Origin of the sequence: Streptomyces sp. NPDC060002, from assembly GCF_042737245.1 — a bacterium.
Classification (GTDB): Bacteria; Actinomycetota; Actinomycetes; order Streptomycetales; family Streptomycetaceae; genus Streptomyces.
Window position 1 is genome coordinate 181,514 of record NZ_JBHWUW010000009.1, and the last position, 13,990, is coordinate 195,503.

Annotated in this window: 11 protein-coding genes; 8 read left to right on the top strand and 3 right to left on the bottom strand. The window is 70.0% G+C overall.

Annotated features, from left to right (window positions below; all coding sequences use genetic code 11):
• Window positions 1-43: 43 nt before the first annotated feature.
• The 3 genes from gltX to ACFWBD_RS11940 form a co-directional block, all read right to left on the bottom strand.
• Window positions 44-1,528, bottom strand: coding sequence for a glutamate--tRNA ligase (gene gltX, locus ACFWBD_RS11930; protein WP_385665967.1), 1,485 nt, complete (start codon window positions 1,526-1,528; stop codon window positions 44-46).
• A complete protein-coding gene (locus ACFWBD_RS11935; protein WP_385665969.1) occupies window positions 1,521-2,306 on the bottom strand; it encodes a fumarylacetoacetate hydrolase family protein in 786 nt (261 codons plus the stop codon). Before ACFWBD_RS11935 ends, gltX begins: the two co-directional genes overlap by 8 nt.
• A 147-nt stretch (window positions 2,307-2,453) precedes the next feature.
• Window positions 2,454-2,642, bottom strand: a complete 189-nt coding sequence (locus ACFWBD_RS11940) for a hypothetical protein (protein WP_385665971.1) — start codon at window positions 2,640-2,642, stop codon at window positions 2,454-2,456.
• A 601-nt stretch (window positions 2,643-3,243) separates the two neighbouring features.
• On the opposite strand from ACFWBD_RS11940, the gene ACFWBD_RS11945 reads away from it, so the two are divergent.
• The 8 genes from ACFWBD_RS11945 (at window position 3,244) to ACFWBD_RS11980 (ending at window position 13,858) form a co-directional block, all read left to right on the top strand.
• A complete protein-coding gene (locus ACFWBD_RS11945; protein ID WP_385665973.1) occupies window positions 3,244-7,005 on the top strand; it encodes a nitrate- and nitrite sensing domain-containing protein in 3,762 nt (1,253 codons plus the stop codon).
• Window positions 7,006-7,014: 9 nt separating this feature from the next.
• Complete coding sequence (locus tag ACFWBD_RS11950; RefSeq protein WP_020128762.1) at window positions 7,015-7,428, top strand: roadblock/LC7 domain-containing protein; 414 nt, start codon at window positions 7,015-7,017, stop codon at window positions 7,426-7,428.
• Between the two features lie 112 nt (window positions 7,429-7,540).
• Window positions 7,541-7,939: a DUF742 domain-containing protein gene (locus tag ACFWBD_RS11955; protein ID WP_009190816.1), complete on the top strand. Its 399-nt coding sequence runs from the start codon at window positions 7,541-7,543 to the stop codon at window positions 7,937-7,939.
• Complete coding sequence (locus ACFWBD_RS11960; RefSeq protein ID WP_054239771.1) at window positions 7,920-8,495, top strand: ATP/GTP-binding protein; 576 nt, start codon at window positions 7,920-7,922, stop codon at window positions 8,493-8,495. Before ACFWBD_RS11955 ends, ACFWBD_RS11960 begins: the two co-directional genes overlap by 20 nt.
• Window positions 8,496-8,871: 376 nt before the next feature.
• On the top strand, window positions 8,872-12,189 hold the full coding sequence (locus tag ACFWBD_RS11965) for a nitrate- and nitrite sensing domain-containing protein (protein ID WP_385665975.1): 3,318 nt from the start codon (window positions 8,872-8,874) through the stop codon (window positions 12,187-12,189).
• A gap of 10 nt (window positions 12,190-12,199) precedes the next feature.
• Window positions 12,200-12,613: a roadblock/LC7 domain-containing protein gene (locus ACFWBD_RS11970; RefSeq protein ID WP_385665977.1), complete on the top strand. Its 414-nt coding sequence runs from the start codon at window positions 12,200-12,202 to the stop codon at window positions 12,611-12,613.
• 95 nt (window positions 12,614-12,708) lie between these two features.
• Complete coding sequence (locus ACFWBD_RS11975) at window positions 12,709-13,296, top strand: DUF742 domain-containing protein (RefSeq protein WP_385665979.1); 588 nt, start codon at window positions 12,709-12,711, stop codon at window positions 13,294-13,296.
• Entirely contained in the window at window positions 13,277-13,858 is a 582-nt protein-coding gene (locus ACFWBD_RS11980) for an ATP/GTP-binding protein (protein WP_385665981.1), read from the top strand. Before ACFWBD_RS11975 ends, ACFWBD_RS11980 begins: the two co-directional genes overlap by 20 nt.
• Window positions 13,859-13,990: the final 132 nt, after the last annotated feature.

Sequence of the window (13,990 nt, forward strand, 5' to 3'; positions counted from 1 at the left end):
GCACCCGGGTCGCCGGGCGCCGCCCCTCGGGGCGCGGGTGGGGCTACGCGGCGAGCTTCGCCAGGGCCGCGTCGACGCGGGCCAGCGTCTTCTCCTTGCCCAGGATCTCCAGGGACTCGAAGAGCGGCAGGCCGACCGTGCGGCCGGTGACGGCGACGCGGACCGGGGCCTGGGCCTTGCCGAGCTTGAGGCCGTGCGCCTCGCCGGCGGCCAGGACGGCCTCCTTCAGGGACTCCGCCGAGGTCCAGTCGGCCGCCGCCAGCTTCTCGCGGGCCGTCGTGAGCAACGCGTCGCTGCCCTCCTTCATCGCCTTCGTCCAGCTGGCCTCGTCGACGGCCGGCTCGGGGAGGAAGAGGAAGTCGACGTTGTCGGTGATCTCCGACAGCACCTTCAGCCGGGTCTGGGCGTGCGGGGCGATCGCCTCCCACCTGGCCTCGTCGAAGTCCTGCGGGGACCAGGGGGCGTAGGGAGCCTTCAGCCAGGGCGCGCAGCGCTCCGTGAAGTCCTTCACGTCCAGCAGGCGGATGTGGTCGGCGTTGATCGCCTCGCACTTCTTCAGGTCGAAGCGCGCCGGGTTGGGGTTGACGTCCGCGATGTCGAAGGCCGCGGTCATCTCGTCCATCGTGAAGATGTCCTGGTCGGCCGAGAGCGACCAGCCGAGCAGCGAGAGGTAGTTGAGCAGGCCCTCGGGGAGGAAGCCGCGCTCGCGGTAGAGGTTGAGCGAGGACTCCGGGTCCCGCTTCGACAGCTTCTTGTTGCCCTCGCCCATCACGTACGGCAGGTGGCCGAAGTGGGGGGTGCCCTGGGCGATGCCGAGTTCGGTGAGCGCCTTGTAGAGGGCGATCTGGCGGGGGGTCGAGGAGAGCAGGTCCTCGCCCCGCAGGACGTGCGTGATCTCCATCAGCGCGTCGTCGACCGGGTTGACCAGCGTGTACAGCGGGGCGCCGTTCGCGCGGACGATGCCGAAGTCGGGCACGTTCTCCGGGGTGAACGTCAGCTCGCCGCGGACCAGGTCCGTGAAGGTGATCGTCTCGTCGGGCATGCGGAAGCGGACGATCGGAGTACGGCCCTGGGCCTTGTACTCCGCCACCTGCGCGTCGGTGAGGTCGCGGCAGTGGCCGTCGTAGCCGGAGGGCCGGCCGGCCGCGCGGGCGGCGTCGCGGCGGGTGTCCAGCTCCTCCTGGGAGCAGTAGCAGTGGTAGGCGTGCCCGGCGTCGAGGAGCTTGCGGGCGACGTCGGCGTAGAGGTCCATGCGCTGCGACTGACGGTACGGCGTGTGCGGGCCGCCGACCTCGGGGCCCTCGTCCCAGTCGAAGCCCAGCCAGCGCAGCGAGTCCAGGAGCTGGTCGTAGGACTCCTCGGAGTCACGGGCCGCGTCGGTGTCCTCGATGCGGAAGACCAGCGTGCCCTGGTGGTGCTTGGCGAACGCCCAGTTGAACAGGGCGGTGCGGACCAGGCCCACGTGGGGGTTGCCGGTGGGCGAGGGACAGAAACGGACGCGTACGGGGGAGCCGGGTGCGCTAGCCACGCTTGACAACCTTGTTGGTGAGAGTGCCGATGCCTTCGATGGTGACGGCGACCTCGTCGCCGACGACCAGGGGGCCTACCCCTGCCGGGGTGCCCGTGAGGATCACGTCGCCGGGGAGCAGCGTCATGGCCTCGGTGATGTTGACGATCAGATCCTCGATCGAGTGGATCATCTCGCTGGTGCGGCCGAGCTGCCGTTGCTGCCCGTTGACCGTCAGCTGGACGGTGAGGTCGCTCGCGGTCTCGAGGTCCAGGCCGGTCTCCACCCAGGGGCCCAGCGGGCACGAGGTGTCGAAGCCCTTGGCCCGGGCCCACTGCTTCTCGCGCTTCTGGACGTCGCGGGCGGTGACGTCGTTCGCGCAGGTGTAGCCGAAGATCACGTCCTTGACGCGCTCGCGCGGCACCTCGCGGCAGAGCCGGCCGATGACCACGGCGAGCTCGGCCTCGTGATGGACCTCCTCGGAGAAGGCCGGGTACTGGATGGCGTCGCCGGAACCGATCACCGAGGTGGACGGCTTGAAGAAGGCGAACGGGGCGTCCGGCACCTCGTTGCCCAGCTCACGCGCGTGCTCGGCGTAGTTGCGGCCGAAGGCCACGACCTTGTTGGGCAGGACGGGCGGGAGCAGCCGGACCTTGCTCAGCGGCACCTTGGTGCCGGAGAGTTCGAAGTCCGTGAACGGGATGCCCTTGATGATGTCGAGGACGAGCTCGTCCGGCTTGTCGCCCTCGACCGCGCCGAAGGCGACGTTCCCGTCGATGGAGAACCTGGCGATGCGCACGGGTTGGTTGGCCCCTTGACTGAGCTGGCTGGAGTGTGACGCCCCAGGCTAACGCGGAAGGGCGTCCCCGGCCGGGGACGCCCTTGACATCCGTGAGCGGCCGCCTTGAGCATTCGGCGGCCGGTGCCCGTATCTCCGCGTGAAGATCTACTCCGCGACGGAGGCCGCGACCGGCGCCTCCATGAGGATGGTGCGCTTGGGGTTCGCAGTCTGGGCGGGAAGTTCGACGGAGTGCTCCTGCTGCTCCGGGAGCTGCAGTTCGTCGGCGTCCTTGAGGTGCGCCAGGGTCGTACGCCGGGGGTTGGCGATCTTGTGGAACATCGTCGTGGTCTTCACTGTTGTACGTGACCCTGTCGTGTCGGGCATCCGGGAAGCCCTCAAGGGCCTCCGCACAGACGCGGTTTGTCGGATGTGCCATCCCTGTAAAGCGTCAGGCTAAACACGCGATTCCCGGTGAAGACGTGAAGGTCGCATGATCGGCGTGTGAGTTTGCTCACGAATCAATGGGCAAAGCGGTCATTTCCGACTGCCGGCTGACCGTTACAAAACAGACATTGGCCATCTGAAGCGCTCATTCCGCTCCTGATCATGGCGACTGGGACACCGTTCGACCGCCCCCTGTTCACACCCTTATGTCCGCCTTATGCGGGATCGATTTCTACGTCCCGTAACTTGACCCTCACGTCGTGTCACGGATGTCACAGCCTGGCCAACGGCCCTTGTTGGAGATCCTGCACTGTGCTGGAATTCCTCGGACCGCCGCGGGATCGAGCCGGCGCACAGAGGGCGCCCAGCGCGCCCGGTGGCGGCGAGACAGGGGGAGCCAGCGCCGGTTACTCACGACCAATTGGGGGGCGTATTCAGGACGCCCTCCAACACGCCGACACCGTCCTTCCGTTCACGCGGAGGGACGCCTGGTCCAGAGGTTGCGACGCTAGTGCAGGGACGTTTCAAGAGGGATGGCAGCGCTTCGGCCGAGCCGGAGCCGCACGGCGGGACCGGCCCGATGGCAGTCGGCTCCTCGCCCCAGCACGCCCAGAACCCGGGCCCCAATCCGTCCGGCGACGGCGGTGAGCGCTCCGGGCGTCCCGGTGCGTCCGCGTCGCCGAGTTCTCCTCCCCCGGCTCCGGCGAAGCCGCCGACCGGCCCCGGCCCCCGGGTGGCGCTGCGCAACTGGCGCATCTCCACGCGTCTGGTGGCGCTGCTGACCCTGCCCGTGGTCGCGGCCACCTCGCTGGGCGCGCTGCGCATCAACCAGTCGATGGACGACATCCAGCAGCTCGACAACATGAAGCTGCTGACGGACATGACCAAGCAGGCCACCGACCTGGCCGACGCGCTGCAGGACGAGCGCGACCGCTCGGCGGGCCCGCTGGCGCACAACGGCAAGGCGACCGACCCCGGGATCAAGGGCTACCGCGAGAAGACGGACCGCGCGCTGAGCGCCTTCCAGGACTCGTCGGAGGAGATCGACGGCGCTACCGCCGACGGCAACCTCCAGGGCGTCCGGGACAGCCTCGTCGGTCTGCTGAGCGACCTGGGCAACCTCGCCAAGGTCCGGACGACGGCCTACGCGGAGAAGGGCAACTCCACCCAGACGGTGGAGGCCTACCACCGCCTCATCACCAGCCTGCTCGACCTCTCGCAGGACATGGCGCAGGCCACCAGCAACCCGGAGATGATCCAGCGCACGCGTGCGCTGGCCGCCTTCTCCGCCGCCAAGGAGTACGCCTCCGTCCAGCGCGCCGTGCTCGCGGCGGCGCTGCCGGTGGGCAACACCGTCTACGGCGACCTCTCCGAGAACGACCGGCAGTACGCCGAGGCCGGGCTCGAGAACCAGGACTCCGAGCTCGCGAGTTTCCGCAGCATCTACGGCGACGGCGGCGCAGAGGAACTGCTGAAGCCGATCGAGCAGGGCAACCCGGTCATCGAGGACGCGGACACCTACGCCACCCGGGCGCTCAGCTCCTCCAGCGGCCTGGAGTCGCTGGACAAGCAGTCGTACCAGGACTGGATCGACGCCAGCTCCACCAAGATCAAGCAGATGACCAACATCGAGCTCACGCTGCTCGAGGACATGGAGCAGAAGGCGCGTGAGCTGCGCGCCGAGTCGGAGCGCGAAGCGATCATCTCCGGTGCGCTCATCCTGCTCGTGCTCGGTGTCTCGCTGGTCGGCGCGTTCGTCGTCGCCCGGTCCATGATCCGTTCGCTGCGCCGCCTCCAGGAGACCGCCACCAAGGTCGCCCAGGACCGGCTGCCCGAGCTGGTCAAGCAGCTGTCCGAGTCCGACCCGCAGGACGTCGACACGTCCGTGGAGTCGGTCGGTGTGCACTCCCGGGACGAGATCGGCCAGGTGGCCGCGGCCTTCGACGACGTGCACCGCGAGGCGGTCCGCCTCGCCGCCGAGCAGGCCCTGCTGCGGGGCAACGTCAACGCGATGTTCACCAACCTCTCGCGCCGCTCCCAGGGTCTGATCCAGCGCCAGCTGTCGCTGATCTCCGAACTGGAGTCCCGCGAGGCCGACCCGGACCAGCTGTCCTCGCTCTTCAAGCTCGACCACCTCGCGACCCGCATGCGCCGTAACGGTGAGAACCTCCTCGTCCTCGCGGGTGAGGAGCCCGGCCGTCGCTGGACCCGTCCGGTCCCGCTGGTCGACGTGCTGCGTGCCGCCGCGTCCGAGGTGGAGCAGTACGAGCGCATCGAGCTGGCCTCCGTGCCGACCACCGAAGTGGCCGGCCGGGTCGTCAACGACCTCGTGCACCTCCTCGCCGAGCTGCTCGAGAACGCCACCTCGTTCTCCTCCCCGCAGACCAAGGTCAAGGTCACCGGTCACGCGCTGCCCGACGGCCGCGTCCTGATCGAGATCCACGACACCGGCATCGGCCTCTCCCCCGAGGACCTCGCCGCGATCAACGAGCGGCTCGCGTCGCCGCCCACCGTGGACGTGTCGGTCTCCCGGCGCATGGGTCTGTTCGTGGTCGGTCGTCTGTCGCAGCGGCACGGCATCCGCATCCAGCTGCGTCCCTCGGACTCCGGTGGCACGACCGCGCTGGTCATGCTGCCCGTGGACGTCGCCCAGGGCGGCAAGAAGCCTCAGCCCAAGGCCGGTCAGAGCAGCGTCGCGGGTGGTCCCGCCGCCGCGCAGGCCGCCGCGGGCGTCGCAGCGGCGCGTCGCCAGAACGGCTCGCAGAACGGGTCGCAGGGCGGTGCCCTCGGCTCCGCTCCCGGCGCCGGCGGCAGGCTCGCGGCGGGTACCGGCCCCCGGGCCGCGCTGCCCGGCCGTGACGGCGGTGGCCGTCCCGGTGGCCAGCCGCCGCGCGGACCGCAGCAGCCTCCGACCTCCCCCCAGCAGGGCCGACCGGCTCCGGCCGGTGCGGGTTCCGGCTTCGGCGGCCAGACGCCTGGTGCGCCGCAGGGTCTCCAGGCGGCCGGTACGGGCCCCCAGGGTGTGGACATGTTCGGCGGGCGTCCGACGCAGCCGCGAGGCAGCAAGGCGGATCAGGGCGGCCGCGGCCGTCAGCCGCAGCTGCCGCCGCGCGGTGGTCCGCGCGCCGAGCTGCCGGGCGGCAACCCGCAGCCGCGGGTGACCAGCTGGGGCGACGAGAACGCCCAGCCGCCGGTGCCGCGCAGCCCGCTGGACGCCCCGCGCGGTCACGAGGAGCCGGACGTCGCCCAGACGTCGCGCATTCCGCGCTTCGACGACCGGCAGGGTCCCGGCGCCACCGCCGAGATACCGGCGATCCCGCGCACCGACGACCGCCAGGCCCCGGCGGGTCCCGCCGACTTCGGCCGTCCCGTCGCGAACGGTCTCCACAGCACGGGCCAGTTCCCGGCCGTGGGCAACCCCCAGACGGGTCCGGGCGGACGCCAGGACACCAGCCAGTTCCAGCGTCCGGGCACGAACGGCCGACAGGACACGGGGCAGCAGTTCCAGCGCCCCGGTACCAGCGGCCAGCAGGACGAGAACGGCTTCACCCGGTCCGACGTCTTCGGTGCCCCGGGCGGCCAGAACGCCACGGCGGCCCCGAACCAGTTCGCTCCGCAGGCCTACGACAACGGCTCCACCGGCCAGTTCGCCGCACCCGGCCACGACGGTTCCCCGACCGGTCAGCACTCGCTGCCCGGCCGCCAGGACCCCTCGTCCAACGGCCAGTTCGGCGCTCCGCAGTCGGGTGGCTACGGCACCCCGGCGCAGCCGACCGGTCCGCAGCGTCACGTCGGGCGTCCTGAGCCGGAGGCACTGCCGCCGGCCTCGGGTCCCGGTGACGGGCGTACCCCGCTCTACGACACGCTGGAGACCAACTGGTTCCACGGTCAGCAGGCGGGCGGCGCGGCCCAGGCTCCGCAGCAACAGCAGCCCCAGGAGCCGCAGGCTCCGGCTGCCCCCCAGCGTCCCGCCGCCAATGCCTCCTGGCGCACCTCGCCGAACGACGAACTCGTCCGGCAGGCCGAGCGGGTCAGGCAGCCGGCAGCGGGCGGCGTCACCACATCCGGCCTGCCGCGCCGGGTGCCCAGGGCGAACCTCGTCCCGGGCACGGCTCAGCAGCAACAGCACCAACCCGGTCCGCAGGTCTCGCGTGCGCCTGACGACGTACGCGGACGGCTGACCAATCTCCGTCGGGGCATCGCGCAGGGTCGTCAGGCCGGCAACGGTCAGACCGGCAGTTTCCCGAGCCCCACTCACCAGCAGGAGCGTTAGTTGAGTCAGATGAGCCAGGCGGCACAGAACCTGAACTGGTTGATCACCAACTTCGTGGACAACACCCCTGGGGTGTCCCACACCGTTGTCGTGTCCGCCGACGGGCTCCTGCTCGCGATGTCCGAGGGCTTCCCGCGCGACCGTGCCGACCAGTTGGCGGCCGTCGCGTCGGGGCTCACCTCGCTGACGGCCGGCGCCTCACGGATCTTCGAAGGCGGCAGCGTCGCGCAGACCGTCGTCGAGATGGAACGAGGGTTCCTCTTCCTCATGTCCGTCTCGGACGGCTCGTCGCTCGCCGTCCTCGCACACCCCGAGTGCGACATCGGCCTCGTCGGCTACGAGATGACGCTGCTTGTCGACCGCGCGGGCGCGGTCCTCACGCCCGACCTGCGCGCCGAACTCCAGGGCAGTCTGCTCCACTGACCCGCCCCAGCACTACCCACCTCACGAAATCACCGTCCGGCCGACACAATCCCCCCACCGGCCTAGACGGACGGCACGACTGACCGCGAATGCTGTCCCGCCCGGAGGATCCATGACCCCGCCCACCGCCCATCATGATCCGTACGCGGAGCCGTACGGGGATGAGGGCGACCAGCCGCTGGTGCGTCCGTACGCGATGACCGGCGGCCGGACGCGGCCGCGCTATCAGCTCGCCATCGAGGCGCTGATCAGCACGACGGCCGACCCGGCAGCGCTCATGGGGCTGCTCCCGGAGCACCAGCGCATCTGCCATCTGTGCCGCGAGGTGAAGTCGGTCGCGGAGGTCTCGGCTCTCCTGGCCATGCCGCTGGGGGTGGCGCGGATCCTGGTCGCGGACCTCGCCGAGGCCGGACTGGTGGCCATCCACCAGCCGGGCGGCGACGAGAACAACGGCGGCGCTCCGGACGTGACGCTGCTCGAAAGGGTGCTCAGTGGACTTCGCAAGCTCTGACGGGGGGCGGGCCACCACCTCCGCGAAGATCGTGGTGGCGGGGGGCTTCGGCGTGGGCAAGACCACGTTCGTGGGCGCCGTCTCCGAGATCAACCCGCTGCGCACGGAGGCCGTCATGACGTCCGCGAGCGCGGGCATCGACGACCTCACCCACACCGGGGACAAGACCACCACGACGGTGGCCATGGACTTCGGCCGTATCACGCTCGACCAGGACCTGATCCTGTACCTGTTCGGTACGCCGGGTCAGGACCGGTTCTGGTTCATGTGGGACGACCTGGTGCGCGGCGCGATCGGCGCGATCGTCCTGGTGGACACCCGCCGTCTCGCCGACTGCTTCCCGGCGGTCGACTACTTCGAGAACAGCGGCCTGCCGTTCGTCGTCGCCCTCAACGGCTTCGACGGCTCGCAGCCGTACCAGCCGGAAGAGGTGCGCGAGGCCCTGCAGATCGGGCCGGACACCCCGATCATCACGACGGACGCCCGGCACCGCTCGGACGCCAAGAGCGCGCTGATCACGCTGGTCGAGCACGCGCTCATGGCGCGACTGCGGTAGTTTTCAAGCACCCGGCGCCGTACGGCGGCTGCCGTAGACGCTCTGGAGCCGACTGTGGCCTTGGACACGGTCGGCTCCGGTGTTCATAACGTTTCGGCAGTGGAATCCACAGGTACCGACACGCGTCGCGGTCGCTCGGTCTCACTGCGCGCACGAAAGCCCCGCCTTTTGGCGGGGCTCGTTCTTTTTGACCGTTTTATCTGGGGCTTACATCACACCGAACCAGCGCTTTCCCATGTTTGGAAGAGCGCTGGTCGTCGTGCTGGAATGCCTGAACTGCCCAATAGTCAATGACGTACTCATGGTCGATGGCTGACCGGGCTCTGAGACACTGCGGCACGACGAAGGTGCCGACCGCCGAGAGGTTGTTGGTCGAGTGAGGCGAAGCAAGCAAAGTCCCGAGCCGGCGGCCCGGGGCAACTTCACCCCGCCGCCGCGCGGAGCGGCGCCCGCCCCTGGACCCGGTTCGGAGCCGGCGTCCGCACTCGCGAAGAGCGGCGGCCGCCTCTCCCCGCGGAACTGGCGGGTGCCCACCCGGCTGAACGCGATCCTGCTCATACCCGTGATGGTCGGCCTGGTCATGGGCGGCTTCCAGGTGAAGAACTCGATCGACACCTGGCAGGAGGCCCGCGACGCCGAGAAGACGGCGAAGATCGTGGCCGCCGCCGGCGAGTACGCCGAGGCCCTGCTCAACGAGCGGGACATCAGCGCCCAGCCGCTGCTCCAGTCCAAGAAGGACGACTCGGACGTCAAGGCGGCCCGCGCCACCACCGACGCGAAGGCCACCGCCTTCCACGACGAGGTCGTCGGGATGCCGGACAAGGAAGGCCTCCAGCGCCGTCTGAAGCTGGTGGAGGCGGCCGAGCCGACTCTGACGAAGATTCGCGCGGCCGCCTACACCAAGGCCCTGGACCCGGTGAAGACCGAAGAGGGCTACGTCGCGGTCGAGCACCTGCTGATGGAGTTCTCCAACGAACTCGGCCTCGGCACCGGCAACATCACCGCCTACGGCCGCACCGTCTACGCGGTCGCCCTGGCCAAGGGCGCCGAGTCCCTCCAGCGCGCGATCGGCGTGCACCTGCTGGTCCGGCCCAGCCCCGACGAGACGATCTACCGGCAGCAGCTCACCGCCTTCACCTCGTACGCCTACCTCGAGGGCATCGCCCAGCAGGAGTACGTCTCCGGTGGCACCACCGAGGACGCCGCGCGGCTGACCGAGGTCATGAAGGAGAAGACCGAGGAGGGCGCGCAGCAGGTCGCCGACGCGAAGGCCAAGGCCGACGCCGAGGGCGAGGAGTTCACCGCTCCGCCGACCATGGCCAAGATGATCCAGGCGATCAGCAGCGGGCAGTCCCCGTCCCAGCTCGCCGAGAAGGGCGTCACCGCCAAGGCCTGGATGACGGCCGCGACGCTGAAGTTCGAGGGCTACAGCCAGGTCGAGAGCGAGCTCATCGACCGCGCGGTGACCGACGCGGGTGAGATCGCCTCCGACGCGCAGCGCGACGCCATCATCAACGGCGCCATCGTCATCATCGCCCTGCTCGCCGCGTTCATCGTCGCCAGCCTCATGGCCCGCCAGATGAGCCAGGCCATGCGCCAGCTGCGCAACGCCGCCTTCGGCATCGCCGAGCAGCGGCTGCCGATGCTGGTCGACCAGCTCTCGCGCACCGACCCGGGCCGGGTGGACACCCGCGTCCAGCCGATCCCCATCAACACCAGGGACGAGATCGGCGAAGTCGCCCGCGCCTTCGACCAGGTCCACCGCGAGGCCGTCCGGCTGGCCGCCGAGCAGGCTCTGCTCCGGGGCAACATCAACGCGATCTTCACCAACCTCTCGCGCCGCAACCAGTCCCTGATCGAGGGCCAGCTGACCCTGATCACCGACCTGGAGAACAACGAGGCCGACCCGGACCAGCTGGAGCACCTCTTCCGCCTGGACCACCTCGCCACCCGTATGCGCCGCAACGGCGAGAACCTCCTGGTGCTCGCCGGCGAGGAGCCCGGCCGCCGCTGGGACCAGCCGGTCCCGCTGGTCGACGTGCTGCGCGCCGCCTCCTCCGAGGTGGAGCAGTACGAGCGCGTCGAGCTGTCCGGCGTACCCGAGGCCGAGATCCACGGCCGTGCCGTGACCGACCTCGTGCACCTGCTCGCCGAGCTCCTGGAGAACGCCACGACGTTCTCCTCCCCGCAGACCAAGGTCCGGGTCACCGCGACCCGTCTCCCCGACGGCCGCGTGATGATCGAGATCCACGACAAGGGCATCGGACTCACCGCCGAGGACTTCGCGGACATCAACCACAAGCTGGCCAACCCGCCGACGGTGGACGCCGCGATCTCGCAGCGCATGGGCCTGTTCGTGGTCGGCCGGCTGTCCGACCGGCACGGTATCCGCGTCCAGCTGCGCCCCTCGGGCGAGCAGGCGGGCACCACCTCGCTGGTCATGCTGCCGGACGCCATCACCCACGGTGGTGGCGGCGAGCAGCAGCAGCCTCGCGACGAGTTCACCGTCTCGCAGATCATCCCGGAGCAGAGCTACGGCGGTCGCGGCGAGGACTTCAACAACGGTCTGCCGATGCGCACCGCCGCGGAGCTCGGTTTCGACGACAGCCAGTACGAGGTCCCCGACGACATCCGTGACCTGGACCCGGTGGGCCGCTCGCTGATGCGCGAGGAGCGCCGGGCGGCCCTGGAGTCCCAGCCGGGCCAGCCGGGCCAGCCGGGCCAGCCGGGCCAGCAGCAGTCCGCCGAGGGCTTCGACGCGCCCCGTCAGCAGCAGCCGTACGGCGCCGGGCAGAACGGCTACGACCCCGCCCAGCAGGGTGCCGGGGCCGGCTACGACAGCGGTGCGACCGGGTACGCCGAACAGCCGGCGGCGTTCGACCAGCAGACGCCGTACGAGGAGCAGCAGCGCCCGGCGTACGACGACCAGTACTTCGCGCCGAACGGCGGCGCGCCGCAGGGCGAGTCGTTCTCCGGCAACGGCGGCCTGCCGCAGAACGGCGGCTTCGCGTCGAACGGCGGCTACCCGGACCCCGCGTATGCGGAACCGGGCCAGGAGGAGCGGACGGCTGCCCCCGCCGCAGGCTCCGAGGGCTTCCAGCCGTACCAGGAGCAGCAGTCCTACCAGGACGACTGGCCCCAGCAGAACGGCCACACGAACGGTTACCAGAACGGCTACCAGGACCAGTACGCTCCGGAAGCGGAATCCGTGCAGGCCGCTGACGCGGGTGAGCAGAACCGCGTAGGCTTCGACCGTCCGGGACCGACCTCCTCCGCCTCCCACGCGCTGACCGACGCCGGTCTCCCCCGCCGCGGCTCAGCCGCAAGCGGTACGAACGGCGCCCGGCCCGCGAAGCAGGAGCCGGCGGCCTCCCCCGCGGAGAGCAACGGCGGCGGCGACTCCTGGCGCTCGGCCAACGACGAGCGCTGGCAGCAGGCCTCCTCCCTGAAGAAGCCCAAGGCGGGCGGGGTCACCTCCTCCGGGCTGCCGCGGCGGGTGCCCAAGGCCAACCTGATCGAGGGCGCCGCCGAGAGCACCCCCCAGGGAGGCCCTCAGGTCTCCCGCGCCCCGGAGGACGTCCGAGGCAGGTTGAGCAACCTGCGTCGGGGCGTCCAGCGCGGACGCAACGCAGGAAGCAGTGAAACGAACGGCCAGGGCCTCGGTCCTGACAGCACCTACAACCAGGAGCGTTAGTGTGAGCCCGATGAGCCAGGCGGCACAGAACCTGAACTGGGTGATCACCAACTTCGTGGACAACACCCCGGGGGTGTCCCACACCGTGGTGGTCTCCGCCGACGGACTCCTTCTGGCGATGTCCGAAGGCTTCCCCCGCGACCGGGCCGACCAGCTCGCCGCCGTGGCCTCCGGTCTGACGTCTCTGACGGCAGGCGCCTCCCGCATCTTCGAGGGCGGCAGCGTGAACCAGACGGTTGTGGAGATGGAGCGGGGATTCCTCTTCCTCATGTCCATCTCCGACGGTTCCTCGCTCGCGGTTCTCGCTCACCCCGATGCGGACATCGGCCTCATTGGGTACGAGATGGCCCTTCTGGTGGACCGAGCCGGCTCGGTCCTGACCCCCGACCTTCGTGCGGAGCTCCAAGGGAGCCTCCTCAACTAACAAACGAACAGTGCGTTTTGGCGTCCCGAGGCCGTAGGGTTTCGGGACGCGGCTTCCACGTGATGGGTGCCAGGCACATCGGAGGAGGAGAGAGAGTGGCAACACCCCCAGGCGGATCGAATTCGGGCAACTGGTCGTACGGCCCTGCCCAGGGCCAGGGCGACGGTTCCCAGAACCCGAACCGTTACAACTTCCCCTCCGCACCCAGCCAGCAACGGCCGTACACGCCCCAGGGTCCGCAGGGTCCCGGGCCGTCTCCGTACGACCAGCCGTCGGCCCCGCGCATCCAGCCCGTACAGCCGCACCGCCGCACCCCGGAGTCGGCGCCCGCAGGGGCGACGAACAACCCGCTGGTGCGTCCGTACGCCATGACCGGTGGCCGGACCCGCCCGCGTTACCAGCTCGCCATCGAGGCGCTGGTGCACACCACTGCGCAGCCGCATCAGATGCAGGGCCAACTGCCCGAGCATCAGCGGATCTGCAACCTCTGCCGAGAGATCAAGTCGGTCGCCGAGATCTCGGCGCTGCTGACCATCCCTCTCGGCGTGGCCAGGATCCTCGTCGCCGACTTGGCGGAGGCGGGACTGGTCGCGATTCATCAGCCCGGCGGCGACGAGAGCGCCGGCGGCCAGCCAGCCGTGACATTGCTCGAAAGGGTGCTCAGTGGACTTCGCAAGCTCTAGCGGAGGGCCTTCCCGCTCCACCACGTCCGCGAAGATCGTGGTGGCGGGCGGCTTCGGCGTGGGCAAGACCACGTTCGTCGGGGCCGTCTCGGAGATCAACCCGCTGCGCACGGAGGCCGTCATGACGTCCGCGTCGGCGGGCATCGACGACCTCACCCACACCGGGGACAAGACGACCACCACGGTCGCCATGGACTTCGGCCGTATCACCCTGGACCAGGACCTGATCCTGTACCTGTTCGGCACCCCCGGTCAGGACCGCTTCTGGTTCATGTGGGACGACCTGGTGCGCGGCGCGATCGGCGCGATCGTGCTCGTGGACACCCGCCGTCTCGCCGACTGCTTCCCGGCGGTCGACTACTTCGAGAACAGCGGCCTGCCGTTCGTCGTCGCCCTCAACGGCTTCGACGGCTCGCAGCCGTACCAGCCGGAAGAGGTCCGCGAGGCCCTGCAGATCGGCCCCGACACACCGATCATCACGACCGACGCCCGCCACCGCGCTGACGCCAAGTCGGCGCTGATCACGCTCGTGGAGCACGCGTTGATGGCTCGGCTCCGGTAGCACCTGCCGTAGACAGCCGAAAGGCCCCCTCCGCCCGGGCGAATTCAAGGGGTCGTGGCAACACCGCTGATCATGCGGCTGTCGTGAGGAGCTTAGCGAGGCGCTCGGCTGGGGTTTCCCAGTCGAGCGTTT

Excerpts from the sequence above, each read along its gene's own strand:
- ACFWBD_RS11950 (WP_020128762.1), top strand. The coding sequence starts at position 7,015 with ATGAGCCAGGCGGCACAGAACCTGAACTGGTTGATCACCAACTTCGTG.
- ACFWBD_RS11955 (WP_009190816.1), top strand. The coding sequence starts at position 7,541 with ATGACCCCGCCCACCGCCCATCATGATCCGTACGCGGAGCCGTACGGG.
- ACFWBD_RS11970 (WP_385665977.1), top strand. The coding sequence starts at position 12,200 with ATGAGCCAGGCGGCACAGAACCTGAACTGGGTGATCACCAACTTCGTG.